The sequence below is a fragment of the Serratia sp. KG1D genome, assembly GCF_037150675.1.
GTDB classification, from domain to species: domain Bacteria; phylum Pseudomonadota; class Gammaproteobacteria; order Enterobacterales; family Enterobacteriaceae; genus Serratia; species Serratia nematodiphila.
Map to the genome: position 1 here is coordinate 2,223,491 of NZ_JBAGIH010000001.1, position 23,720 is coordinate 2,247,210.

The window sequence follows — 23,720 nt, forward strand, 5'->3', positions numbered from 1 at the left end:
CCTCCTTGCAGCCGGCCGGCGACCGGCCTACGTAGGGAAAAGGGCCTCTGCGAGAGAGGCCCGATACCGGTCAGAACGTTTCCCAGTTATCCTGCAGATCGCTGGCGTTCATTTTCTTATGATTGATTACCGGTGTTACCGTCGCCTTGCTGGTGACAGGCGCTTTAAACTCTTCCTGGCCTTCCGACCTCAGGCGGAATACCGCTACCGACTGGGTCAGCATGCTGGCCTGTTCTTCCAGCGCCGCCGCCGCCGAGGCGGATTCTTCCACCAACGAGGCGTTCTGCTGGGTCACGCGGTCCATTTCCGCTACCGCCTGGCCAACCTGATCGATACCGCGGCTCTGCTCGTCGGAAGCCGAGGCGATTTCGCCCATGATGTCGGTCACGCGGGTGACGGCGTTGACGATGTCGCCCATGGTTTCCCCGGCGCTTTCCACCAGCACGGAGCCCATATCGACGCGGCTGACCGAGTCTTCGATCAGGCCTTTGATCTCTTTCGCCGCCTGCGCGCTGCGCTGCGCCAGGTTGCGCACTTCACCGGCCACCACCGCGAAGCCGCGGCCCTGTTCGCCGGCGCGCGCCGCTTCCACTGCGGCGTTCAACGCCAGGATGTTGGTCTGGAAGGCGATACCGTCGATCACGCCGGTAATATCGGCGATCTTCTGCGAACTGCCGGCGATGTCGTGCATGGTCTGCACCACGTTGGCCACCACCTTGCCGCCTTTCTGCGCGGTTTCGGAGGCGCTCAGCGCCAGCTGTGAAGCCTGACGGGCGTTTTCGGCGTTCTGTTTCACCGTCGCGGTCAATTGCTCCATGCTGGCGGCGGTCTCTTCCAGCGACGCGGCCTGCTGCTCGGTGCGGGAGGAGAGATCGTTGTTGCCCGCGGCGATTTCAGACGCGCCGCTGTAGATGGCGTCCGCACCCTGGCGCACGCCGCTGACGGTCTCGATCAGTTCGCTTTGCATGTGTTTCAGGCTGGCCGCCAGCACGCCCATTTCGTTGCGGCTGTTGACGACGATCTGCTGAGTCAGGTCGCCGGCGGCGATCTGTTTGATGTGGTCGATCATGCGGTTCAGCGGGCGCACCAGGATGTGATGGATACCGGTCCAGACCAGTACGATCACCGCCAGCACCACTACCAGCACCACGATCAGCGTCCAAATGGCCGAGTTGTAGGAGCTGTTGCTGCCGTCGACCGCGATTTGGTACAGCTTGCCGTTTTGCTCCAGATAACCGTTGTAGCTCTGCTCAAAGTTGTCCTGGTAACTCTGCGTAGGCTGATCGAAGAAAGCGTTGATTTTGCCTTCGCCCAGCAGTTGGATCAGCTCGGAGAGCGCACCGTACAGCACATCGTACTGTTGCTTGAGGCGTTCCGCCGACTGAGGATCCTGGCGCGGGTCCTGAGGAATTTTCTCGTACGCGGCGTAGTGTCTTTCCGCTTCACCCAGCTCTTCCTTCGCTTTGGCCAGCAGTTCATCAATGGTGGCGCCGCTGCCGATCTTGTTGGTATCCATCATGTAGCGAATACCGGCGCGGTTCAGGGAGTTACGCGCCTGCAGCAGGTCAACGCGGCTTTCACTCAGCTGCAGCTGCTGCTGGCGGATCGTTTGCAGAACGGTAAAGTTTTCCTTATCGCTTTTCAGCGAGGAGAAAAAGAGTCCGCCCGAAATCAACTGCAAGGCGCCAAACAGCACCAACACCAGCAACAGGCTGGTGACCACCTTCATACGATTTAACATGATTTCCCTTGTTGAAGCCCGCGCAGACAGGCTCTGATGACGTTGAATGTGAGAGTTATCGGCGCCGTGCGGCAAAACTTTATGCGGGAAAGTAACTATTTTTAGTGGGGGTTCCGGGCGCGGCTGAGGCCATCGCGACAGATCAGGGAAAGTGAAGGTTAAAGGGGGCGGCGCCCCGCCCCTTGAGTCTGAAATCAGACGCTTTTCGCCACGCTGTCGACCAGCGACATCTCTTCGCTGCTCAGCAGCTTTTCGATATCCACCAGGATCAGCATGCGCTCGCCCAGCGAACCGAGGCCGGTGAGATATTCGGTCGCCAGAGTCACCGCGAACTCCGGCGCCGGACGGATCTGATCGGCGGTGAGCGACAGCACGTCGGAGACGCCGTCAACCACGATGCCCACCACGCGCTGACCAAAATTCAACACGATCACCACAGTGTTTTCATCGTAGGAAACACTCTGCTGCGAAAATTTCACCCGCAGATCGATGATCGGAACAATCACGCCGCGCAGGTTGGTGACGCCCTTGATGAACGCCGGGGTGTTGGCGATGCGGGTCACCTGATCGTAGCCGCGAATTTCCTGCACCTTGAGGATGTCGATGCCGTACTCCTCGTTGCCCAGGGTAAAAATCAGAAACTCTTGCCCTACCGTTTCGCCAGCCAATTTGCTGACGGCTGCCAATCCTGCCATATCATTCACCTTTTAAATCAATAAACTCATTATTATGCGGCGGCGTCCGTCAGACGCTTTTCACGGTTCAAGGTTTGCAACGCCGAGACATCGACGATCAAGGCCACGCTACCGTCGCCCAGAATGGTCGCGGCGGAGATGCCCGGCACTTTGCGGTAGTTGCTTTCCAGATTCTTCACCACCACCTGATGCTGGCCAATCAGCTGATCTACCAGCAACGCATAGCGGCGGCCGGCGCTTTGCAGGATCACCACGATGCCCTGCGTGGCGTCGGTTTTGGCGCCATCCACTTCGAATACCCGATACAGCTCCACCAGCGGCAGGTATTCGCCGCGCACCTGCAGCACGCGTTCGCCGCCGGCCAGCGGATGCAGATCTTCCGCCTGCGGCTGCAGCGATTCCATCACCGCGTTCAGCGGCAGGATAAAGACTTCGTCGTTTACCTTGACCGACATGCCGTCGAGGATCGCCAGCGTCAGCGGCAATAGGATGCGGATGGTGGTGCCTTTACCAGCCTGCGAACGGATCTCGACGTGGCCCCCCATCTCCTGAATATTCCGTTTCACCACGTCCATGCCGACGCCGCGGCCGGAAACGTCGGTCACCTGCTCGGCGGTGGAGAAGCCCGGCGCAAAGATCAGCATGCCGACCTCTTCGTCGCTCATGCTGTCGCTGACCGCCAGCCCTTGCGAAGCCGCCTTGGCGAGAATTTTTTCGCGGTTCAGCCCGGCGCCGTCGTCGATGACTTCAATACAAATGTTGCCGCCCTGGTGTTCGGCCGACAGCACCAGATTGCCCACCGCCGACTTGCCGGCGGCGATACGGGTGGCCGGCTCTTCGATACCGTGATCGAGGCTGTTGCGCACCAGGTGCGTCAACGGATCGATAATGCGTTCGATCAGGCTCTTGTCCAGTTCGGTCGAGCTGCCCTGCAGCGTCAGCTCCACCTGTTTATTCAGCTTGCCGGCCAGATCGCGCACCAGCCGCGGATAGCGGCTGAAGACGTATTCCATCGGCATCATGCGGATCGACATCACCGATTCCTGCAGATCGCGCGCGTTACGCTCCAGCTGGCTCATGCTGTTCAGCAGATCGCCGTGGTTCACCGGATCCAGCGTGCCGGAGCGTTGCGCCAGCATCGATTGGGTGATCACCAGCTCGCCCACCAGGTTAATCAGCTGATCCACTTTTTCCACCGCCACGCGGATGCTGGTGGATTCGCTCGCCTTGGCGCGCGCTTTTGGCGCTTCGGCCGGTTTCGCGGCAGGCGGCGCGGCGTTCGCGACCGGCGCAGGCTCCGGTAAGGCGGCCACTTCCGGTAAGCTCGCTTCTGCGATGGCCGGTTCGCTCTGGGTCGGCGTCGAGAAGCTGATTTGTTCCGGTTCCAGCACAAAGCACAACACGGCGCTGATGTCGTCTTCACTGGCGGAGGTGAGCAACGTCACGTCCAGACTGTGTTCCGTCTGATGTGGATCTTTAACCTCGCCTAGGTTGCCCAGCTCTTCCAACATCAAGGGGATTTCACTGGCTTTCAGCCCGTTCAGGCTGATGCGCATGCCGCCCTCGATCGCCGCCGGCGCGGCCGATGGCTTAACGACAGGCTGTTGAACGGCCGGTTGAGCCGCAGGCGCCTCTTGCTGCTGTTGCGCTTCCAACGCCAGCTGGCGCAGCGCCTGACAAATGTATTCAAAGCTTTCAGCGTCAGGCTGTTGCGAGGTTTTATAGGCGTCCAGTTGCTCCTGCATAATGTCTTTGGTTTCCAGAAACAGGTTGATAATCTCGGTGCTCAGGCTCATTTCCTGGCGTCTTGCACCGTCCAGCAGGTTCTCCAGCAGGTGGGTGGTTTCCTGCAGCACCGAAAAACCAAAGGTCGCCGCGCCGCCCTTGATCGAATGCGCCGCGCGGAAGATGGCGTTCAACGGCTCGATATCGGGGGCCAGCGGATCCAGCTCCAGCAGGTGTTGCTCCATGTCGGCCAGCAACTCGTCTGCCTCATCAAAGAAGGTCTGATAAAAATCGCTAATGTCCATGCTCACGGGGTCACCTCTGGCTGTGAGTCGCGGTTAGTCGGTGCGGGTGCGGACGCCGGTGGTTCCGGCGCCTGATCGGCCGGTGCTATCGCCGGGGATGCCTGCGGTGGAGCGCCTGGCGTTGGCGCCACCGGTTCCGGGGCCGTCGCCGAGGGTTCCGGCGTTTGGCTGGCCGGTGCGGTCGCCGACGGCGCCAGCTGCTTCAGGCTGTCCGGCTGGGCGATATCCATCGCGTTGCTTTCGGCATTTTCGTGCTCGATGCCCTCTTGCGTTTGCTTGTTCAGCACCAGCACGGTGATGCGACGGTTAATCGCGTCATCGGCGCCATGCTGTTTCAGGCTCATGGTGGCCGCCATGCCCACCACCCGCAGCACCTTGCCTTCCGCCAGGCCGCCGGCGATCAGCTCGCGCCGGGAGGCGTTGGCGCGATCGGCCGACAGTTCCCAGTTGCTGTAGCCGCGCTCGCCGGTGGCGTAAGGGATGTCATCGGTGTGGCCGGACAGGCTGATTTTGTTCGGCAGGTCGTTGAGGATCGGCGCTATCGCCCGCAGAATATCGCGCATGTAGCTCTCGACCTGCGCGCTGCCGGTTTTGAACATCGGCCGGTTCTGGCTATCGATAATCTGAATGCGCAACCCCTCGTCCATCATGTTGATCAGCAGATGCGGGCGCAGCGCCTTCAGGCGCGGATCGGACTCAATCAACTCATCCAGCTTTTCGCGCAGCTTGTTCAGGCGCAGCTCTTCGGCGCGCGAGTCCGGCGAATCGACCTGTTTTTTCACCAGGCCGTGCTGCTGCGTAGGATCGTCGCCGCCGCCAGGAATGGGGCTGCTTTCGGAACTGCTCTTGTCGCCGCTGGTCAGGGCAACCTTGAGCGGCGTACGGAAATATTCGGCGATTTGCGTCAGCTCCTGCGGGCTGGCGATCGCCAGCAGCCACATCACCAGGAAGAACGCCATCATCGCCGTCATAAAGTCGGCATAAGCGATCTTCCAGGAGCCGCCGTGATGGGCGGCATGATGCGACTTGCGCTTTCTGACCAGAACGACCGGATGATTCTGTTTCATGCTTCTTCTTCTTCCGTCGCCTGCTGCGCCGGCGCTTTCACGCGGCGCACGTGTTCTTCCAGCTCAACGAAAGAAGGACGTTCGGTGGTATACAGCGTTTTGCGGCCAAACTCGACTGCGATCTGCGGCGCGTAACCGTTCAGGCTCGACAACAGCGTGACCTTGATGCACTGCATCATCTTGACGTTTTCGGCGCTCTTCTGGCGCAGCAACGTCGCCAGCGGCGAGATGAAGCCGTAGGCCAACAAAATGCCGAGGAAAGTACCGACCATGGCGTTCGCGATCAGCGCGCCCAGTTCAGCGGCCGGACGGTCAGCCGAAGCCAGGGCGTGCACCACCCCCATCACCGCCGCGACGATGCCGAACGCCGGCAAGGAGTCGCCCACCATCGCCAGACTGCCGGCGGGCACTTCGCTTTCCTGCTCGTAGGTTTCGATCTCTTCGTCCATCAGCGCTTCGATCTCGAACGCATTCATATTGCCGCTCACCATCAGCCGTAAATAGTCGGTAATGAACTCCACCAGAGTGTTATCGGCAAGGATGCGCGGATAATTAGAGAAAATTTCACTTTCTTGCGGATTATCGATATCGAACTCGAGCGACAGCATGCCCTGCTGGCGCGATTTGGCCAGCAGACGGAACAGCAACGCCATCAGATCCATATACAGATCTTTGTTGTATTTGGAACGGCGCATCAGCCGCGGCAGCGCGCGCAGCGTGGCTTTGATCGCTTTGCCGTTGTTGCCGACGATGAAGGCGCCGACGCCCGCCCCGCCGATAATCAGAAATTCCGCCGGCTGATACAACGCCCCGAGATGACCGCCCACGATCAGGTAGCCGCCAAACACCGCACCCAATACCACGAGATAACCCAAAATAACTAGCACACGCATTCCTTAAATTAACAATGTGGATGGAAGGTGGGGCAAACGCGCCCTGGCGCGACAGACCAGGCTGCATGTCTGGGGGCGGCATGCCGCCCCTGCGTATCACACGTCGGTATTCATTGCCGAGAGCCGGCAACGTGGCGGCTCAGATGGCGCGTTTGACCTGCTCGTCCAGCAGTTGAGGAATAATATCGGCCAGTTGCGGCGAAAGTTTACGTCTTTTTACGGCGCGGGATGGGGGTTGGCATAAACTGCAGATGAAACCATTCAGCGGCTGGTGCGCGTGGGTGATAAATGCGCCGCCGCAGCAGCTGCAGGCGGAAAGCTGCAACATGCCGCTATCGACGAAGCGCACCAGCGTCCAGGCGCGGGTCAGCGCCAGCAACGGCGCCTCGCCGGCCTGCTGCGGACACTGCTCGAGATAGAGGCGATAGGCTTTGATCACCGCCTCCACGCCGCTGCACTGCCCGCTTTTCATCAAAAACAGGTAAGCGTTGTAAAACATCGACGAGTGAATATTTTGTTCCCAGGTCATAAACCAGTCGGTTGAGAACGGTAACATTCCTTTTGGCGGCGGGCTGCCGCGTAACTCCTTGTAAAGTTTAATCAAGCGCCCGCGGCTGAGCTGGGTTTCACTCTCCAGCATCTGCAATCGGGCTCCCAGCGAAATCAGCTCCATGGCGAGCTGAATGTCCTTGGCTTCTTGAACGATACTTTTCTCAACCATCATCAGGCTCTTTTCTTCGTCGGGCTAGCGTCTTTACTCGATAGCTCTTGCAGTAAATGGCTTGATAGCAAAATGCCGGTATGGATTTGTTGCAGATCGTCGACGCGCGACTCTTTGGTCAGGCGTTCGATGGTCTGGCTTTCGTTAAAGCGGAAGTGGCAAACCAGCTGGTTGGTCTCGGCCAGTTTAACCATTTGCGGCAAAGTCAGCTGCGCCAGCGCATCGGCCATGGTTTCATCAATACCCAGGCGAAACATTGCGGACGCTTTTTCATCGTTGATCAAACGCTGTGCTAAAAGTAAATATGACAGATTGATGTCATAAATATGCTTAAGTAATTCAGACGTACCCATATTCCCCATCCCGACAGACTATGTTTAAAAACATACGCTGGGTGATAAATTTTATCGCCCGTGACTTGGGTTGTTTCCCAAAGTTGGCAAATTAATCTCTCAAAAACGACTGCTATAATTTTCGACAATCGCTAAATTCGACCACTGTTCAGTATTTGCTACGAGCGTAAACCAACGTGTATGGATGTACAGCATTCTGCTTCGATAGTGTTTAGTCACCATGAAACTATTTTTACAAATTTAATAAGATTATTCCTAAAGCAGCGCAACTCTACCCCCGAACCATTAGCACACACAATGTAAGTGAGAGGCAATTTTAAATACAATGTGACATAGATCACAAAAATAAAAAATAATTAAGCCAAATACGCCCAAATACGCTCACTTATTGACCGTCATTTTGCTCACAAAACAGCCATAGGTAAAAAAACGTCTTAAAAACAATGTTTATCCGCCAAAAAAATATCTTTTTTAGATCAATTCGAACAAAAGCATCACCAAACCAAAATAACAGAACAAAAATCTGCATATAGGCAACAAACTCAGTATAAATAACCATTTGAGTTGCTAAAAAATATCCAAGCCGAAAAATAACCAATGTAAACTATGAGGTTATTAGCTATCGGATTTGACTTAAGCCTTCAGCCTGAGGCTGTTCTAATTTTCAACATCAGGTGATTATGGCTTATCAATGATTCGCAGGCGTAGTGAACAAGCCAACAGACGTAACGATATGTTTCCGTATTAGCACGATGCAAGAGTGCTTTTTTTGAGTTAAATTCCCCCAAAACGTTATATCGGCAGCAATTCATAAAACTTTAATGCTTTTTATTTCTTTTTCTGACGCCGAGATAATTCCCCCTCCCCCCAGAGATTATTTACATGGCTTTGGCTTTCATTACTTCATTGTCATAAAATAAAACGCAGTTTTATTTTACTGTTCATATTTTTTCATCGAAAAAAACGGCTTTTCAACGCAAGCAGCGGCGACAAACATCGTCCAATGCCGCGACGGCGCCACGGCCGGGTGAAAAAATCACCCAAAAGAGGCCCGGCATGGCACCGTGCGCTTGCCCACAGCACGAACGACGACGCGTCGGCCGTCAACCGCCCTGAGACTTTCCCTATTTCTCCATTAATCAGCAGGCTGAGATTGCTGACGGCGCACTGGCATATTATGATTTACCAAAGCGCCGCTACGGGCGGCGCGACATCATTACCCAGTGCAATTTATCTAATTGAAATGATTTTTGTCAGGTCGTACATCGCTGCCTCGACGGCGTCGCCGTGAGTCGCTATGTGTTATTCACCCGGCTTTAACTATTAACAGGCTATATTTTAATCATGACCGATACGCTCGAATATCTGCTGACATTTCGTAAATGCTCCTCTTTGGACAGCCTGGAGAAGGTGTACGACAAACTGAACTACTCCATTGAAAACGATACGGAAATGAGCAATATGTACCGTGCCGCCGACCACCGTCGCGCCGAGCTGGTTGCCGGTAAATTGTTCGATCTGGGCAAGGTGCCGAAAACGCTGTGGGCACAGGTGCTTTAATTTAGTGAAATTACGTGCGGCAACGGTTTTATCTTTTATTGCTATATAACCGGGGCACATTCAGCTTTTATTGCCGCGCGTGATATGAAACACATTTATTCCCCCCGCCAGGTTCTACCCTTTATCCGACGCAGTACTTCCACCAAGGCCGCCGATGCAGCAGCCTGAAACACGATGGATACAACAAGGAGTCGGATATGGGGTATCAAAACGTTCTGGTTACCGTCGCCGTTGCCCCTGACAGCCACCGCCTGGTGGAAAAGGCCGTCTCCATCGTTCGCCCCTACGGCGGCAGCATCACCCTGTTGAGCACCCTCGCCAATCCGGAAATGTACAATAATTTCGCCGGGCCGATGCTGGGCGATTTGCGCTCGCTGATGGAAGAGGAAACCCGGCTGTTTATGGAGGAACTGCGCCAACGCGCCGGCTACCCTATCGCCGATACGCTGATCGTGCATGGCGAGCTGGGTGACAGCCTGGCATTCGCCAGCCGCCGTCAGCCGTTTGACCTGCTGCTCTGCGGCAATCACCGAGACAGCATGATGAACAAAGTCTCCTGTTCCGCCGCCCGCTTTATCAATATCAGTCATATCGACGTGTTGATCGTTCCGCTCTGAGCTAAGCACATTCGGTCACGTCGCCTCAGCGCTCCTGCACTAGGCTTAACGGACCTTGTTTGCCGCACCACAAAGGAGCTTTCGATGTCCCCTTCTCAACAGAACCGCCGCTTCCTGCTGGCCTCGCGTCCGAACGGCGAACCGACAGCGGCGAACTTCCGTCTCGATACCGTCCCCGCACCGCAACCCGGCGCCGGCCAACTGCTGCTGCGCACCGTATATCTGTCGTTGGATCCTTATATGCGCGGACGCATGAGCGATGCCCCCTCCTATGCGCCGCCGGTGGAGATCGGTCAGGTGATGGTGGGCGGTACGGTATCGCGCGTGGCGGCCTCACAGCATCCCGATTTCAACGTCGGCGATTGGGTATTGGGGTATGACGGCTGGCAGGAATATGCGCTGTCCGACGGCAGCGGCCTGCGCAACCTCGGCCCGCATTTGCCGCACCCTTCCCGCCTGCTGGGCGTGCTCGGCATGCCCGGTTTTACCGCTTACATGGGGCTGCTCGACATCGGCCAACCACAGGCGGGTGAAACGCTGGTGGTGGCCGCCGCCAGCGGTGCGGTTGGTTCGGTGGTCGGCCAAATCGGCAAACTGAAAGGTTGCCGCGTCGTCGGCGTCGCCGGCGGTGCGGAAAAATGCCGCTATGTGGTGGAAGAGTTGGGTTTCGACGCCTGTATCGATCACCGCGCCCCAGACTTTGCCGAACGGTTGGCCGCCGCCTGCCCACAGGGTATCGACATCTATTACGAGAATGTCGGCGGGGCGGTGTTCGACGCCGTACTGCCGCTGTTGAACACCAAAGCGCGTATTCCGGTATGCGGCATCATCGCCCATTACAATGCCACCGGGTTACCTGCGGGGCCGGACCGCTTGCCGCTGCTGGAGGGGCTGATCCTGCGCAAACGCATCCGTATGCAGGGCTTTATCATCTTCGACGACTACGGCTCACGCTTTGACGAGTTCTTGCAACAAATGAGCAGTTGGGTCGAACAGGGGAAAATCAAGTTCCGCGAAGACATCGTCGACGGGCTGGAGCAGGCGCCGCAGGCGTTTATCGGCCTGCTGCAAGGCAAAAACTTCGGCAAACTGGTGATCCGCGTCGCCGACGAATAACCCGTAGCAGGGCGTGGTACGCCGCGCCCTGCTTTTAATGTACGGCGCCGTCGCCGAATCGCACATCTTCCTCTACCGTCAGCGTCACCTGAACGACAGTGCGCACCGCTTCCACCATCGTCGCCAGTGCCATGCTCGGCTTGCCCGGGTGCGCTGCCGCCAGTTCATGGCTGTACGGAATATGCACGAACCCGCCCCTGGCCCGCGAATGCTGCGTCTCCAGATAGTGACGCAGACCATAAAAAATGTGGTTGCAGTTGTAGGTGCCTGCCGTATAAGAGACCGCCGCGGGGATCCCCTGCCGGCGCAGTTGCTGCACCGCGGCCTTGACGGGCAGCGTACTGAAATAGCCCACCGGCCCGCCGGCAACCACCGGCACGTCAATCGGCTGTTTACCGGCATTGTCGGGAATGCGGGCATCGATCAGATTGATGGCCACCCGTTCCAGGGATATCTCGGCCCGGCCGCCGGCCAGCCCCAGACAAATCACCGCCAGCGGCTGCAATGCCTCAATCGCCGCGATCAACCGCTGATTGGCTACGCCCAATACGCAAGGTAGCTCGAGCACCACAATCTCCGCGCCGGCAATATGTTCACCGGCCAACGCCTGCGCAATTTGCCAGGAGGGATTCACCGCATCCCCCTCGAACGGCTCAATGCCGGTGATCAAAACTTTGTTCATCATTTCCCCTGATTGAAGGCTAAATTCGTGTACTTCCAGCCTAAAGAACGCAGTATGATTCTGGAAATGGATTATCTGTATATAGAGTATTCATAAAATGAATTTATCCAGCGTCGATCTCAACTTGCTGGTGGTGTTTGAGGCGTTGTATCAGACGCGCAACGTCACCGCCGCAGGCCGGCGTCTTAATCGCGCGCAACCTTCCGTCAGCAATGCATTGGCGCGGCTGCGCATTCTTCTGAACGATCCGCTGTTTGTTCGCAGCGGCGGCGGCATGGCCCCCACGCCGCGCGCCCACCAGTTGATGCCGCAAATACAGCGGGTGCTTGAACAGATCCATCTGGCGTTGGCGCCCCCAGCCCGTTTCGACCCGGCCACCGCCGGGCAGCGGCGTTTTACGCTGGCGGCCGGCGACTATGCCGATATCTTGCTGCTGCCCGCCATCATCAGTCGATTGCGTCAGACCGCACCCGGCATCGATATTCGCGTTTCACGCCTGGATCGCCACAATATTTACCGTCAGTTGGATAGCGGGGAGGTGGATATCGCACTGGGAGGGCATCTTTCCGGGGCGGAAAGCCACTATGTGCGCACGTTGTTTGAAGAGCATCTGGTGTGTATCGCCAGCCGTTCACACCCACAGCTGGCGGATGGCCGCTGGGATCTGGCGCGCTACCTCAGCCTGCCGCATGGGCTGTACGCACCGGCAGACGACGGCTCTGCCAGAGGGTTGGTCGACCGGCGTCTGGCGGAAATCGGCGGCCAACGGCGCGTTGCCGTGACCTTTTCACACATTGCCGCTCTGCCGGCGGTGGTCGCCGACAGCGATCTGATCGCCACGCTGGCCGCCAGCGCGGCCCGGCATTTTTCCGATCCGCAACGCGTACGCATTCTCCCGCTGCCTGACGAGCTGGCCATCGCGCCTTTCCCCATTGAGCTGATCGCCGGCCGGCAGGCGCAACGCGACCCGGCTTTAATCTGGCTCTGCGAGCTTATCGGGCAACTCTCCTTCGCCTTCTCTCCACGCTAACGGCGACATTCGCTGCATTTTCAACCGTTCAAACGCATGTTCCCAGGCCCGTCGGTGGGCCCTGGAACGCCCACCAAATAGGAATCATCCGAATTAACATTCGCCAAATTTATATATTTGATCATCTTTAACTGGCAAATGGTAAGGATAAAAAACAGTCAGTGACTTTTTTTACGCAAAAAAAGAGTTGTTTTATAAGCACGTTGGCTTATGTGTTACAAATTTACTTTTTGGTATTACCAATTCCCCAATAATTTGAGATAAAAAATGATCTATGCGCATCTATATGTTTTAAATAATAAAAAACAAGATCGTGAGCGAGTTAACGAATTGAGCATTGATCCACAAGGCTATTTTGCAAATGCAGTGCTCTATTGTAGACTGCACAAATCGTGCCTTTGTGTAAACTTTGTTAAATCTTTCGTCAATTCCTGTCTCCATTCGTGACAGATACGCCATCGGGATCGCGCGTCAATTCTCGTGCGGTAGCTATGCCTAAACCGGGGAATAGTATGGATCGTCTTATCATTGCGCACACGCCTTTGCCCGCCCATCAGCTGTTGTTCAGAAGCCTTTCCGGTGAGGAAAAACTGGCCGGCCTGTTCGAATTCGACGTCGAGCTGCTCAGCCCCGACAATCGGCTCGATCTGAAAGCGCTGCTGGGACAAAAAATTACGCTGGAACTGCGGGGCAATCCGTTGGCGCCGCGTTATCTCAACGGCAATATCACGCGCATGACCCTCTCCGGACGAGAAGCCGGCGGCAACCGTTACTATATCTACCGCGCCGTGCTGCGCCCCACGCTGTGGTATCTGACGCAAAACCGCGATTTTCGCATCTACCAGGAACAGACCGTTCCCGACATCCTGACTCAGGTGCTGGGGCAGTATCAGGTGAAGATCGATAACCGCCTGAGTTACGACTACCGCATCTGGGGGTACTGCGTGCAGTACCAGGAGAGCGATTTCGATTTCATCAGCCGCCTGATGGAACACGAAGGCATCTATTATTATTTCACGCACCAGCAAGACGGCCATACGCTGGTGCTGGCTGACGCGCCGGCGGCCCATCAGGAACTCGCCGGCTACGCCAGCATTCCCTATCAGCTCGCGGAAGGCGGCCTGGTGGAAAACAAAGACAGCATCAACAGCTGGAGCGTTTCTGACGCCATCACGCCCAGCCTGTATAGCCTGGATGACTACGATTTTCGCAAGCCGCGCGCTCGGTTGCTGGAGGCCCGGCAAAATCCCGCCTCATTCGCGCAGGACAAAGCCGAGGTGTTCGACTGGCCCGGCCGTTATACCGATCACGCCCATGGCCAGTTTTACGTCAAGGTTCGCCAACAGGAGTTCGAAGCGCAGCATGAGCAGATGAGCGGCGAAGGCAATTCGCAGGGCATTGCGCCCGGCTATCGTTTTCAACTGACCCAGGCGCCGCGTATGGAAGACAACCGCACCTACCTGGTGGTCAGCGCACATTACTTCATGCAGGAGAACAGCTACACCAGCAACGATAACGACGTCGGCGAACAGCGAACCGAATTTCAGGTCGTTCCGGCGGATATCAATTGGCGCCCGGCGCGCACCACGCCCTGGCCGAAAACCCATGGCCCGCAAACTGCCGAAGTGGTGGGCCCGGAAGGCGAAAGCATCTGGACCGATAAATATGGCCGGGTGAAACTCAAATTCCGTTGGGATCGCCACGGCAGCGGCAACGAAACCAGCTCCTGCTGGGTGCGCGTCTCCAGCGCCTGGGCCGGCTGGAAATACGGCGGGATCCAGATCCCGCGCGTCGGTGAGGAAGTGGTGGTCGACTTTATCAACGGCGATCCGGATCGCCCCATCATCACCGGCCGCGTTTACAACGAAGACAGCATGCCACCGTGGGATCTGCCCGGCGACGCCACCAAAATGGGCTTTATGAGCCGCAGCAAAGGCGGCGGCGTCGACAACGCCAGCTTCCTGTTCCTGGAAGACTCGCCCGGCAACGAATCTTTCGACATGCACGCCGAACGCAACATGAACATGACGGTGGAGAACGACAAGAACGTCAATATTGACGGCAGTCGCACCACCACCATCGGTCGCCAGCAGGACGACACCGTCACCGGCGACGCCACGTTCCTGTACAAAGCGAAACGCACCACAACGGTCAATGGGCTGGAAACCGCCAACCTGAACGCTCACCAGACGGTGAACATCAAAGGCGGCCGCGACCTGACGATTATCGACGGTGGCGATAAAATCGACATCACCGGCAATCAGTCCTTCAAGCTCGACGGCGCGCAGACGCAAAACATTACGCAAACCCAGCATGTCACGGTGAAAGGCAACCAGACCCTCGACATTACCGAGGGGCAACAAACCAGCACCATCAAGCAAGGGCAGACGGTCAACATCACCTCCGGCGGGCAGCACACCACCATCACCGCCGGCGGGCAGGAATTGACGATTAAAGGCGGCGGCCAAACCGCCACCGTAACCGGGGATGTCACCGAGACCTACAAAAACGATCAGAGCACCACGATCACCGGCACGCTGACCATCAAGGCGAAAACGATCAATATCACCAGCGCGGACGGCGTATCGGTGCAGACACCGAGCTGGAAAGATAACTGCCACGGCTTGAAATGGGTGGCGACCGGGGCCAACTTCGCCTTTTACGGTTCAAATCTTGCGTTGACAGGAGCCAGCCTGAAACACACGATGCTGGATATCTCGCACAACCCGCTGTCGATCAGCAAAACCAATTTCAAGCTCAGTAATGATCCCATGACGTTCACGCAGCTTGGCGCGCTGGTGACCAACGGTGCCTTACGATTGAGCACCAAGGCGCTGGCGATCTTCTTGTAAAGGGACTCCCATGTCGAAGGCCAAAAATGTTTTCACCGTTATCGGTTTGATTTTATTGGCTCCCATTCTCAGCCTGGTGGGCTTTTTCAAATTCATCACGGTCGATATCTGGGGTTATTTCAAACATATCGGTTCTTCCCTCAGCGTGATGGAGAACGGTATTTCCGCCTCAGGGCAAATCGTCAGCATTCGCCAGACCAACCTGTGGGACGGGAATCGGCCGGTCTGCGAAGTCGAAGTCAAGTACATCGCCCAAGACGGGAAAAACCATACGGCCGTGGCGAAAGGCCCGATCAGCGTCGTGGATCTGCCGCGTTATCAGCCGGGCCATTTCATCGCGATAAAGTACGATCCGAAGAATCCCAAAAAAGCGGTGATCGAAGAGCTTTCCCGGCTTTGAGCGAAAAGCATCCCTTCAATCACGCGATCCGATTTCAACGTTCCGTAAACGGCTTACCGTTCATCAGTTCGCGAAATCACCTTGCATAAGGAAGTGTCACGATGGGCACGTTCATTGCCTTTTCGACGCAGGACAGCCTCTGGGGACAAGTCCTGTTTACCTTCTTTGGCATCCTGGTTGGCTGCGTATTGCTCGCTGCGATCGGCAAAACCTTTTTGTCGGCCAACCGAGCGGCCACGTTGCCTGTGCGGCTGCTGATCTTTGTCGCGCTGATGCTGGCGCTCCTGAAATACAACCAGCAGGTGATGTCTGCGGTAAATGCCCCCGCAGAACTGATCGGATTGCTGATTTTTCCCGGCTTTTTGATGAGTTACCTGGGTGCGGCGCCCACCGGCAGACTGGCGCTGGCGATAGAGCTGCCCTGTTTTGCGGCGCTCGCCGCGCTGCTGATCCTGGGCACCAATGACATCGGCTTCTTTGCGCCCTATCACCTGGAGAGCGCCGGCCAATTGATCGCCAAGGCGATCGCCGCGGCGTTGTCCGTGGCCGCCGTGCTGCTGGCTCGTGGAATAAGCGGAAAGGACAACGCACTGTCCTCTTGATCATCCATTTCGAAGCGGGGCGCTCCCCGCATTGGCGATCGGCTCTGAACGCCGCATCGTTTTCTTCATCTGTTGTGACATAGCCTGATATCTATTAAACCGAAAAACGGATTGTTTTTGAGCAAGCAGCCTGGCTGCCGGCTGATATCCACAGGAAGCTTTACACACACAATGAAAGTCGTAAAACCTCTGCGCCTCAGCGCGCTTCATCGTCCCTTCTCTTGGCAAGGGCAAAACCATCTGGGCGTTTCCGTTTTGGCCTTGGCCGACATGGGGGCAGCCCCGCGCCTGCGTCCCGAACCGGAGTTGTGGCAGTTGGCCGCCGACGAACTCACGTTGAGCGGCGGCGTGCTCGATTTGGCTATCCCAAAAGCCTGCGCGGAGTTTCTCGCCACCGGCAATGCCTACACCCATCATCAACAAGACAAAACCGCTTGCGCCGTGAAGATCCAGCTTGATTCGCTGGAAAAAACGCTGGTGGTTTTCGGCGATCGCCATTGGATCAACGATCGTCCCTCTACTCCCCTCCCTTTTGCAGAAATGCGTCTGGACTGGCGCCGGGCTTACGGCGGCGCACAGTTCGCCGATAATCCGCACGGCATCGGCGCCACCCCAGAAACATTTCCGCAAGGCCGCATCCATCGCCTACCCAATGTTGAATCCCTACAGGGGCGCCTTGCGTCTTCTCGGCAAAGCGCGCAACCGGCAAGCTTTGACGCGTTGGATATCACCTGGCCGCGCCGCTTCTCCCGCATCGGCAAAAACTACGACGCCGACTGGTTGAAAAACGGCTTTCCCGGCTTCGCCAACGATATCGACTGGCGCCTGTTCAACATGGCGGAAAGCGATCAGCAGTTTCCTCAACGCGACAGCTTGCCGCCCCGGGCCGCCTATCGGATTTGGAACATGCACCCTTCAGACCCGGTGCAGCAAGGGCATTTGCCGCCGTGGCGCGCACGCTGCTTCATCAACCGGCTGCGCGGCGGCGAAACGCATTTCGAAGAGATCGCGATGCGCCACACCACCGTCTGGTTCTTCCCCCATCGGGAACAGATGCTGCTGATTTATCAGGGCAGCACGCGCATCAATGAAGACGATGCGGCCGACGTGATGCAGCTGATGCCGGCCCTGGAAACCGAAGGCGAGCCCCGCTCCACCGCGCATTATCGGCAGGTATTGGCCCAGCGGCTGGATAAAGAACGGGGTGCTCTGCACGCTTTTCGTGAGCAAGAGTTGCTGCCGGAGGCGTGCATCGGCGCCTGGCTGGATACGGAAACGCCGACGCAGCAAAGCCCGATGGCGGAAAATATCGCCGCCTACGAGCACCAGCAACGCGAAGAGCATCGCCAGCGTCTGCTGCGCGAGGGGCAAGACATTGATGAACTTTTCCCGCGCCCGTCGCAAGAGGCGCCGCCGAAGCTGGACCAGCTCGCCGAATTCGTCGAGCGTCTGGAAAGCCAGGCCGAGGCGCAGTATCAGGACATGCTCAAGCTGACGCAAGCCGAGGGTATCGATCCGCTCAACCCCGGTGGGGACCATGTGCCGCCATCCGGTGCGGAAAGCTACCAGCAGCAACGCGATCTGCTGTTCCAGGAGGCACGCCGGCATCCTGACGCATTTAGCGATAAACAGCGTGGGGAAAGCGAACGCGCGCTGCACCAAATGTATTTAATGTCGGCACAGACGCAAAGCCCTGCACTGCGCCTGCGTGGCGATCTGGCGCAAATCATTCGCCAACGCGTCGCCGCCGCCATGCTGCGCGAAAAGGATCTCAGCGGCCTGGATCTCACCGGCGCCGATCTGTCCGGCATGGATCTCTGCCAGGCTAACTTGCGCGGCGCTTTGCTGGAAAACGCCGATCTGCGCCAAACCCAATTGGTGGGTTGCGATCTTCGCGAGGCGATGTTGGCGCGAGCCGATCTCAGCGGCGCCGTCTTACAGCAGGCCGATTTGAGCCACGCCTCCTTGGCCCTGGCGAAATGTGAAGCGACGGATTTCGGCGGCGCGCAGTTGCACGAAACCAACATCCAGCAAACGTTGTTTCAACGCTGCGATTTCACGATGGCGTCGTTACGCGACTTGCTGGGGTACGAAACCCTGCTCGGGCAGTGTGACTTCAACCGCGCCACGCTGGCCAACATTACGCTGATGGAGCTGCAACTGGAGCAGCTGACATTCAGCCACGCCCGGCTCGACAAAGTCAGCTTCGTCAAATGCCGGCTGCTGGCGGTGAACTTCGATCGGGCGCGGCTAGAGAGCTGCGCCTGGGTTGATACCGAGACGCAAAGCCTCAGCTTCCGCGCCGCACGCCTCACCGCCTGCGCCTTCGCGGCAAAGACGCTGTTGCCGCAGGCGGATTTCGGCGACGCGACGCTGAACCAGTGCAATTTGCGCCAGATGCCGTTGCAGCGGGCTAATTTCAGCCGTGCGCGCCTCGACAACTGCGACCTGTCGGAAGCCCGGCTGAACGAGGCCGATTTCCGTCAGGCCAACGGCAGCGGCAGCCTGTTCATTCGCTGCGATCTGTCCCAGGCCAACCTGCGCGACGCCAATTTCATCGCGGCGATCCTGCAAAAATGCGTGCTGTCAGGCGCCGACCTGCAGGGCACCAATCTGTTCCGGGCCGATTTGTCGCAGTCGCAAGTGGATCAGGCGACCCGGCTCGACGGTGCCTATACCGCCAGGGTGAAAACCTTGCCTCGCCACAACGGGAAGGAAGTATGACGTCAAAACCTGAGCAGATACGCCAGCGCGTGAAACGCGGCGAGCTGATTGCCGGTGAGGATTTGCACGGCCTGTCATTCGCCGGTATGGATTTGGCCGGCGGCATGTTCAACGAACTGAACCTGAACGGCGTGAACTTCTCCGATTGCGATCTGCGCGACAGCGTCTTCAGCGATTGTCGGCTCGAACACGCTCAATTTGCGCGGGCGAACCTGAAGCAAACGGCCTTCAATCAGTGCGCCATGGCGGGCGGCCGCTTCAGCGAGAGCCATATCGAACTGACGATGTTCAACGACTGCCGGCTTGAACAGAGCGACTTTAGCCGGCTGTCGCTCAACCAAAGCCACTGGATGTCATGCCAATTGGCCGGCGCGAATTTTTCCGCCACTCAGCACGATCGCACCACCTTTTACGAAAGCCCGCTCGACGGCGCAGATTTAAGCCATACGAGGCTGTCACTTGTCACGTTCTTTCGATTAAATCTCTGTGAAACAAGGTTTGAAGGGGTTGATTTCGACCGCGTCACGTTTTTCGAATGTGATCACCGCGGCAAAAGTTACGCCGGGCAGCGTCTCATCGCCTGCCAGTTTACCGATAACCAACTGGACGACGTCGATTTCAGCCAGGCGACGTTGCGTCAAAGCAACTTCAAGGGCGCTTCGCTGCTGCGCGCCAACCTGACGGGCGTGCAAGCGCAGCAGTCACTGTGGCTGGAGGCCAATCTGACCCACGCGCAGTGCCGCAGCGGGCAGTTCGATCAGGCGATCTTCAGCGAAGCGACGCTGGACGCCGCCAACTTTAGCCAGGCGCGCCTGTATCAATGCGTGTTCCAGCGCAGCCGCGCGGCGCGCTGTGATTTCAGCGACAGCGACCTGACCTACGCCGACTTCTGTTACGCCGACATCGGCGCCGCCGATTTCCGGCGCGCGCGTTTTATGCGCACCCGCATGCACCGCGCCCACCAGCAGCAAACGCGCTGGGGCGATCGCAGCGGGATCCTCGAGCGCGACGAAGAACTGTACGCCGCCGAAACCTGGAGCGCACAGCGCCAGAGCCGAATCTGAATGCATTGACCACTTCACGAGGGGATCACCATGAGCGTTGCCAACACAACTCGCGCCGTCAACATCGCACCGCCCCAGCAGGCCGCCGGCCAGGTCGTCAACCTGTTGCCGGACGGCAGCCTGGTGGTGGAGTGCGAAGGCCGCGGCTGGCATTGCCGCCGGGCGGCGAGCTGCCTGCTGACGCCGGCCCTCGGCGATAACGTGCTGGTCGCCGGCTGCGGCCATCAGCTGTGGGCGATCGCCGTCCTTGAGCGCGCAGAGCCGCAAAGCGCGGCGCGGCTCTGCGTCGCAGGCGATCTGCACATTGAAACGCCGAACGGCTCTCTGTCGCTGCACGGCGCGCAGGCGCTGAACCTGAGCGGCGACGCCATGACGTTGCAAGCGAACAGCGGCGACTGCCACGTCGACAAGATGAAATACAGCGGCGAAGAGCTGTCGGCCTTCGTCAGCCTCAGCCGCCTGGTCGGCAAACGCTGCGAGTCGCTGTGGCATTCGGTCAGCCAGATCAGCCATTCGCTGTTCCGCAAAGTGCGCCAGACCGAGCACGTGCGCGCCGGGCAGCTGGATTACCAGGCGGAAGATTACGCCCGCATTCATGCGCGCAACACGCTGATTACCTCGAAAGACATCACCAAGCTGGATTCGGAACAAATCCACGTCGGATAACCTGCGGAGGCCTTTATGTTTGCCAACAGCCAAATGATCGGCGTGGACCTGGCGTTTCCCGACGTCTGTCTGACGCCAAGCCCGGCGCCGGTGCCCGTGCCTTACCCGGATATCGCCCTGGCGCCGACCGCCATCCCGAATGCGTTCAACATTCTGTTCGTCGGCACCCCGGCACACAACATGGCGACGGTGACGCCCCTGACCAACGGCGACAACCCCGGCGTGGCCACCGGCGTCGCTTCCGGCACGGTGATGGGGCCGTCCCGCCACCTGACCGGCGCCTTTACCGTGCTGCTCAAAGGCACCCCGGCCACCCGGTTGACCAGCCTCAGCCTGCAGAATTCGACCAACGCGCTCGGCATGCGCATCGTGCCGAGCCAATTAAAAGTGTTGCTGCTTGCGCCCTGATGACGGCGCCTTATTACACAGCCATTCAATCAAGAAAAAGAGGACATTGTGAAAACACGGATTACCCTGACGCTGCTGACCGTCCTGACGCTTGCCGGTTGCTCCACCCCGCCGCCACCGCCGCCGGCGCTCAATAACGACGCCATCGTCAGCAGTGAAGTCAATGGCGTCACGCTAAAACACCGCGCCGCGGTGAGCGCGCCGAAACAGTTCAAGCCGATCGGTGAGGAATACCGCAGCCTGTACGCCGCCAGCATCATGAGCAGCCCCGATTATACCGGCACCGCCGTCGGCAGCCTGGACAACGCCGCCGCGTTCTACGCGCTGGGCGAAGTGGAAAACAACTGGCTGGCGATCTCCGCCATTCGCGGCGGCGACCTGGTGGGTTATATCCAGGCCAACGCCGGCGTGCCGGAAGCGCGCTACAAATCAACGCTGCGCAAAGATCTGCCGCGCCGCGCGCGCGCCGCCAAACAGGACTGCGTCAAAGTCGGCGGCGACAGCAAGGCGTGTAAAAACGCCGGCTCAGCCACCTGGATCCTCCAGTAGTCAGTACGCCTGCGGGCGACGAGATTCCCATGATGACGACCCCTATCGCTTCCCGCTGGTGCGGGATGCTGTTTCTGCTGCTGGGCGCGTTGGCGCTCGGCGGTTGCATGTCTTCCGCCAAAAGCGTGCCGTCGCGCTACAGCCTGGTGTTCGATGCCGATCGCCAGGTCAACGCCGCCGCCGGCGCGCAACCGGCGCCGATAAAAATTCGCGTGCTGCTGCTGCGTTCGGATGCGGAATTCATGGATGCCGACTTCTTCAGTCTGCAAAACGACGCCAAAAGCGTGCTCGGCAATAGCCTACTGGACAGCGATCAGTTCTTCCTGACGCCGGGCCAGACCGGCAAGACGCTCGGCGGGCAAAGCGCATTGGACGCACGTTACATCGGCGTGATCGCCGAGTATCAAAACCTGGACGGCAAGGCCTGGCGCATTTCGCTGCCGCTGCCGGAGCCCACCGAAACCAATTTCTACAAGGTATGGCAATTCTCGCCGGATGAGCTGGAAGCGCATATCGTCGCGGGCGTGAATGGCCTGCGCCCCGTAAAAAAGGTCGACTGATCTACCGCTGCGCTGAAGCGAAGTAACTATAGGTGTGATGATGAAAGATGCTCATAAGGTTGTCTGGACTGAGGGGATGTTTTTACGCCCTCACCATTTCCAGCAGGCGGAAAACTATCTCGAAGGCTATATGCGCAACTGGGGCCAGGCCCACAGCGGCTGTTTCTGGGGGTTCCTGACCCTGGATCTGGACCAAACGCTGCTGCGCCAGGGCAAGATTGCGCTCAACGCCGCCAGCGGCATCATGCCGGACGGCACGCCGTTTCGCTTTGCCGGTGCCCAGCAGGCGCCCGCGCCGCTGAGCATCGCCGACAACAAGACCGGTGAAAACGTGGTGCTGGCCCTGCCGACTTACCGCGCAGGGCGTGAAGACGTGATCTTTCAGGAAAGCCCGGAGGCGCTGGCGCGCTATCTGGCTTACGAGAATGAAGTCGACGATCTCAACGCCGTCTCGGTGGGCAGCGCGGCGCTGCAATTCGGTCGCCTGCGCCTGCGGCTGATGCTGGAGAGCGAGCTGAACGCCGAATGGACGGCGCTCGGCGTTACCCGCGTGCTGGAAAAGCGCGGCGACAACAGCCTGCGTCTTGATACGGCGCAAATCCCGCCGATGCTGAACTGCCAGGGCAACCCGGTACTGAAAACCTTCATCAACGACCTGCAGGGCCTGCTGCAGCAGCGCAGCCAGCAGATGAGCCAACGCCTGCTGCAGCCGGGCCGCGGCGGCAGTTCCGAAATGGTCGATTTCATGCTGCTGCAGCTGATCAACCGCCATCTTGGCCAGGTGAGCCATGCCTATCACCTCGACCATCTGCACCCGGAACGCCTGTTCGCCGATTGGCTGCAGTTCGCCACCGAGCTCGCCAGCTTCTCGGCGCAGCGCACCCCGGAAGGCCGCCTGCCGGTGTACGACCACGACAACCTGGCGCTGTGCTTCGGTAAGCTGATGCTGTTGCTGCGTCAAGGATTGTCAGTGGTGCTGGAAGACAACGCCATTCAGCTGACGCTGGTCGAACGATCCCACGGGTTGAACGTCGCCACCGTGCAGGACACCAAAATGATGCGCGACTTCGGTTTCGTCTTGGCAGTGCGCGCCGACGTGGCCGCCGAGGTGTTGCTGACCCACTTCCCGGCGCAGATGAAGATCGCCCCGGTCACGCGCATCCGCGATCTGGTGCAGCTGCAGCTGCCGGGCATCGGCCTGCGCACCATGCCCGCCGCGCCGCGTCAGATCCCCTATCACGCCGGCTATACCTATTTCGAGCTGGAAAAAGGCGGCGACCTGTGGAAACAGATGGAAAAATCCAGCGCCTTCGCCCTGCATCTGGCCGGTGAGTTCCCGGGGCTGGACATGGAATTTTGGGCGATTCGCAGCCATACGGACCGGTAACCT

Annotated in this window: 22 protein-coding genes; 14 read left to right on the forward strand and 8 right to left on the reverse strand. The window is 58.4% G+C overall.

Annotated elements, in window-relative coordinates; all coding sequences use genetic code 11:
- Nucleotides 1–70: 70 nt before the first annotated feature.
- The 7 genes from tsr to flhD form a co-directional block, all read right to left on the reverse strand.
- Nucleotides 71–1,741 carry a methyl-accepting chemotaxis protein gene (gene tsr / locus WFM45_RS10850; RefSeq protein WP_033632739.1) on the reverse strand — a complete coding sequence of 557 codons (1,671 nt, stop codon included), beginning with the start codon at nt 1,739–1,741 and terminating at the stop codon, nt 71–73.
- 194 nt (nt 1,742–1,935) lie between these two features.
- Nucleotides 1,936–2,436, reverse strand: a complete 501-nt coding sequence (cheW, locus tag WFM45_RS10855) for a chemotaxis protein CheW (RefSeq protein WP_004934876.1) — start codon at nt 2,434–2,436, stop codon at nt 1,936–1,938.
- 32 nt (nt 2,437–2,468) lie between these two features.
- Nucleotides 2,469–4,472: a chemotaxis protein CheA gene (gene cheA, locus WFM45_RS10860; RefSeq protein ID WP_044031008.1), complete on the reverse strand. Its 2,004-nt coding sequence runs from the start codon at nt 4,470–4,472 to the stop codon at nt 2,469–2,471.
- Nucleotides 4,469–5,533 (reverse strand): flagellar motor protein MotB, encoded by a 1,065-nt coding sequence (gene motB / locus WFM45_RS10865; RefSeq protein WP_033632737.1) that lies wholly within the window; start codon nt 5,531–5,533, stop codon nt 4,469–4,471. Before motB ends, cheA begins: the two co-directional genes overlap by 4 nt.
- The gene (gene motA, locus WFM45_RS10870) at nt 5,530–6,420 is read right to left on the reverse strand and encodes a flagellar motor stator protein MotA (RefSeq protein WP_015378266.1); all 891 of its coding nucleotides are present in this window, start codon (nt 6,418–6,420) and stop codon (nt 5,530–5,532) included. Before motA ends, motB begins: the two co-directional genes overlap by 4 nt.
- Nucleotides 6,421–6,565: 145 nt before the next feature.
- Nucleotides 6,566–7,150, reverse strand: coding sequence for a flagellar transcriptional regulator FlhC (flhC, locus tag WFM45_RS10875; RefSeq protein WP_016927281.1), 585 nt, complete (start codon nt 7,148–7,150; stop codon nt 6,566–6,568).
- A complete protein-coding gene (flhD, locus tag WFM45_RS10880) occupies nt 7,150–7,500 on the reverse strand; it encodes a flagellar transcriptional regulator FlhD (RefSeq protein WP_004934891.1) in 351 nt (116 codons plus the stop codon). Before flhD ends, flhC begins: the two co-directional genes overlap by 1 nt.
- Before the next feature lie 1,344 nt (nt 7,501–8,844).
- Between flhD and ydgT the strand changes: the two genes are divergently transcribed.
- The 3 genes from ydgT (at nt 8,845) to WFM45_RS10895 (ending at nt 10,793) form a co-directional block, all read left to right on the forward strand.
- A complete protein-coding gene (gene ydgT / locus WFM45_RS10885) occupies nt 8,845–9,060 on the forward strand; it encodes a transcription modulator YdgT (RefSeq protein ID WP_004934895.1) in 216 nt (71 codons plus the stop codon).
- 197 nt (nt 9,061–9,257) lie between these two features.
- Nucleotides 9,258–9,677 carry a universal stress protein UspC gene (uspC, locus tag WFM45_RS10890; protein ID WP_016927278.1) on the forward strand — a complete coding sequence of 140 codons (420 nt, stop codon included), beginning with the start codon at nt 9,258–9,260 and terminating at the stop codon, nt 9,675–9,677.
- A gap of 84 nt (nt 9,678–9,761) precedes the next feature.
- Nucleotides 9,762–10,793 carry an NADP-dependent oxidoreductase gene (locus WFM45_RS10895; RefSeq protein ID WP_015378268.1) on the forward strand — a complete coding sequence of 344 codons (1,032 nt, stop codon included), beginning with the start codon at nt 9,762–9,764 and terminating at the stop codon, nt 10,791–10,793.
- A gap of 34 nt (nt 10,794–10,827) precedes the next feature.
- On the opposite strand, the gene pcp is transcribed toward WFM45_RS10895, so the two are convergent.
- Complete coding sequence (pcp, locus tag WFM45_RS10900; RefSeq protein WP_004934904.1) at nt 10,828–11,475, reverse strand: pyroglutamyl-peptidase I; 648 nt, start codon at nt 11,473–11,475, stop codon at nt 10,828–10,830.
- 97 nt (nt 11,476–11,572) lie between these two features.
- Between pcp and WFM45_RS10905 the strand changes: the two genes are divergently transcribed.
- The 11 genes from WFM45_RS10905 (at nt 11,573) to tssK (ending at nt 23,717) form a co-directional block, all read left to right on the forward strand.
- Nucleotides 11,573–12,505, forward strand: a complete 933-nt coding sequence (locus WFM45_RS10905; protein WP_103085415.1) for a LysR family transcriptional regulator — start codon at nt 11,573–11,575, stop codon at nt 12,503–12,505.
- Nucleotides 12,506–13,017: 512 nt separating this feature from the next.
- On the forward strand, nt 13,018–15,357 hold the full coding sequence (locus tag WFM45_RS10910; protein WP_103085416.1) for a type VI secretion system Vgr family protein: 2,340 nt from the start codon (nt 13,018–13,020) through the stop codon (nt 15,355–15,357).
- A 10-nt stretch (nt 15,358–15,367) separates the two neighbouring features.
- Complete coding sequence (locus tag WFM45_RS10915; protein ID WP_004934914.1) at nt 15,368–15,757, forward strand: DUF3592 domain-containing protein; 390 nt, start codon at nt 15,368–15,370, stop codon at nt 15,755–15,757.
- A 101-nt stretch (nt 15,758–15,858) separates the two neighbouring features.
- Entirely contained in the window at nt 15,859–16,359 is a 501-nt protein-coding gene (locus tag WFM45_RS10920; RefSeq protein WP_015378272.1) for a hypothetical protein, read from the forward strand.
- Between the two features lie 171 nt (nt 16,360–16,530).
- The gene (locus WFM45_RS10925) at nt 16,531–19,083 is read left to right on the forward strand and encodes a DUF2169 family type VI secretion system accessory protein (RefSeq protein WP_336955523.1); all 2,553 of its coding nucleotides are present in this window, start codon (nt 16,531–16,533) and stop codon (nt 19,081–19,083) included.
- Nucleotides 19,080–20,147 (forward strand): pentapeptide repeat-containing protein, encoded by a 1,068-nt coding sequence (locus WFM45_RS10930; RefSeq protein WP_076740728.1) that lies wholly within the window; start codon nt 19,080–19,082, stop codon nt 20,145–20,147. The genes WFM45_RS10925 and WFM45_RS10930 overlap by 4 nt, the downstream gene beginning before the upstream one ends.
- A 30-nt stretch (nt 20,148–20,177) precedes the next feature.
- Nucleotides 20,178–20,813, forward strand: coding sequence for a DUF3540 domain-containing protein (locus WFM45_RS10935; RefSeq protein WP_015378275.1), 636 nt, complete (start codon nt 20,178–20,180; stop codon nt 20,811–20,813).
- 15 nt (nt 20,814–20,828) lie between these two features.
- The gene (locus WFM45_RS10940; protein ID WP_004934933.1) at nt 20,829–21,221 is read left to right on the forward strand and encodes a DUF4150 domain-containing protein; all 393 of its coding nucleotides are present in this window, start codon (nt 20,829–20,831) and stop codon (nt 21,219–21,221) included.
- Nucleotides 21,222–21,269: 48 nt separating this feature from the next.
- Nucleotides 21,270–21,770: a type VI secretion system accessory protein TagV gene (tagV, locus tag WFM45_RS10945; RefSeq protein WP_060559826.1), complete on the forward strand. Its 501-nt coding sequence runs from the start codon at nt 21,270–21,272 to the stop codon at nt 21,768–21,770.
- A 29-nt stretch (nt 21,771–21,799) separates the two neighbouring features.
- On the forward strand, nt 21,800–22,330 hold the full coding sequence (gene tssJ, locus WFM45_RS10950) for a type VI secretion system lipoprotein TssJ (protein WP_015378277.1): 531 nt from the start codon (nt 21,800–21,802) through the stop codon (nt 22,328–22,330).
- Nucleotides 22,331–22,370: 40 nt separating this feature from the next.
- Nucleotides 22,371–23,717: a type VI secretion system baseplate subunit TssK gene (tssK, locus tag WFM45_RS10955; protein ID WP_135638823.1), complete on the forward strand. Its 1,347-nt coding sequence runs from the start codon at nt 22,371–22,373 to the stop codon at nt 23,715–23,717.
- Nucleotides 23,718–23,720 lie beyond the last annotated feature (3 nt).

Excerpts from the sequence above, each read along its gene's own strand:
- tsr (WP_033632739.1), bottom strand. The coding sequence starts at position 1,741 with ATGTTAAATCGTATGAAGGTGGTCACCAGCCTGTTGCTGGTGTTGGTG.
- cheW (WP_004934876.1), bottom strand. The coding sequence starts at position 2,436 with ATGGCAGGATTGGCAGCCGTCAGCAAATTGGCTGGCGAAACGGTAGGG.
- motB (WP_033632737.1), bottom strand. The coding sequence starts at position 5,533 with ATGAAACAGAATCATCCGGTCGTTCTGGTCAGAAAGCGCAAGTCGCAT.
- flhC (WP_016927281.1), bottom strand. The coding sequence starts at position 7,150 with ATGATGGTTGAGAAAAGTATCGTTCAAGAAGCCAAGGACATTCAGCTC.
- flhD (WP_004934891.1), bottom strand. The coding sequence starts at position 7,500 with ATGGGTACGTCTGAATTACTTAAGCATATTTATGACATCAATCTGTCA.
- ydgT (WP_004934895.1), top strand. The coding sequence starts at position 8,845 with ATGACCGATACGCTCGAATATCTGCTGACATTTCGTAAATGCTCCTCT.
- uspC (WP_016927278.1), top strand. The coding sequence starts at position 9,258 with ATGGGGTATCAAAACGTTCTGGTTACCGTCGCCGTTGCCCCTGACAGC.
- WFM45_RS10895 (WP_015378268.1), top strand. The coding sequence starts at position 9,762 with ATGTCCCCTTCTCAACAGAACCGCCGCTTCCTGCTGGCCTCGCGTCCG.
- pcp (WP_004934904.1), bottom strand. The coding sequence starts at position 11,475 with ATGAACAAAGTTTTGATCACCGGCATTGAGCCGTTCGAGGGGGATGCG.
- WFM45_RS10905 (WP_103085415.1), top strand. The coding sequence starts at position 11,573 with ATGAATTTATCCAGCGTCGATCTCAACTTGCTGGTGGTGTTTGAGGCG.
- WFM45_RS10910 (WP_103085416.1), top strand. The coding sequence starts at position 13,018 with ATGGATCGTCTTATCATTGCGCACACGCCTTTGCCCGCCCATCAGCTG.
- WFM45_RS10915 (WP_004934914.1), top strand. The coding sequence starts at position 15,368 with ATGTCGAAGGCCAAAAATGTTTTCACCGTTATCGGTTTGATTTTATTG.
- WFM45_RS10920 (WP_015378272.1), top strand. The coding sequence starts at position 15,859 with ATGGGCACGTTCATTGCCTTTTCGACGCAGGACAGCCTCTGGGGACAA.
- WFM45_RS10925 (WP_336955523.1), top strand. The coding sequence starts at position 16,531 with ATGAAAGTCGTAAAACCTCTGCGCCTCAGCGCGCTTCATCGTCCCTTC.
- WFM45_RS10930 (WP_076740728.1), top strand. The coding sequence starts at position 19,080 with ATGACGTCAAAACCTGAGCAGATACGCCAGCGCGTGAAACGCGGCGAG.
- WFM45_RS10935 (WP_015378275.1), top strand. The coding sequence starts at position 20,178 with ATGAGCGTTGCCAACACAACTCGCGCCGTCAACATCGCACCGCCCCAG.
- WFM45_RS10940 (WP_004934933.1), top strand. The coding sequence starts at position 20,829 with ATGTTTGCCAACAGCCAAATGATCGGCGTGGACCTGGCGTTTCCCGAC.
- tssJ (WP_015378277.1), top strand. The coding sequence starts at position 21,800 with ATGATGACGACCCCTATCGCTTCCCGCTGGTGCGGGATGCTGTTTCTG.
- tssK (WP_135638823.1), top strand. The coding sequence starts at position 22,371 with ATGAAAGATGCTCATAAGGTTGTCTGGACTGAGGGGATGTTTTTACGC.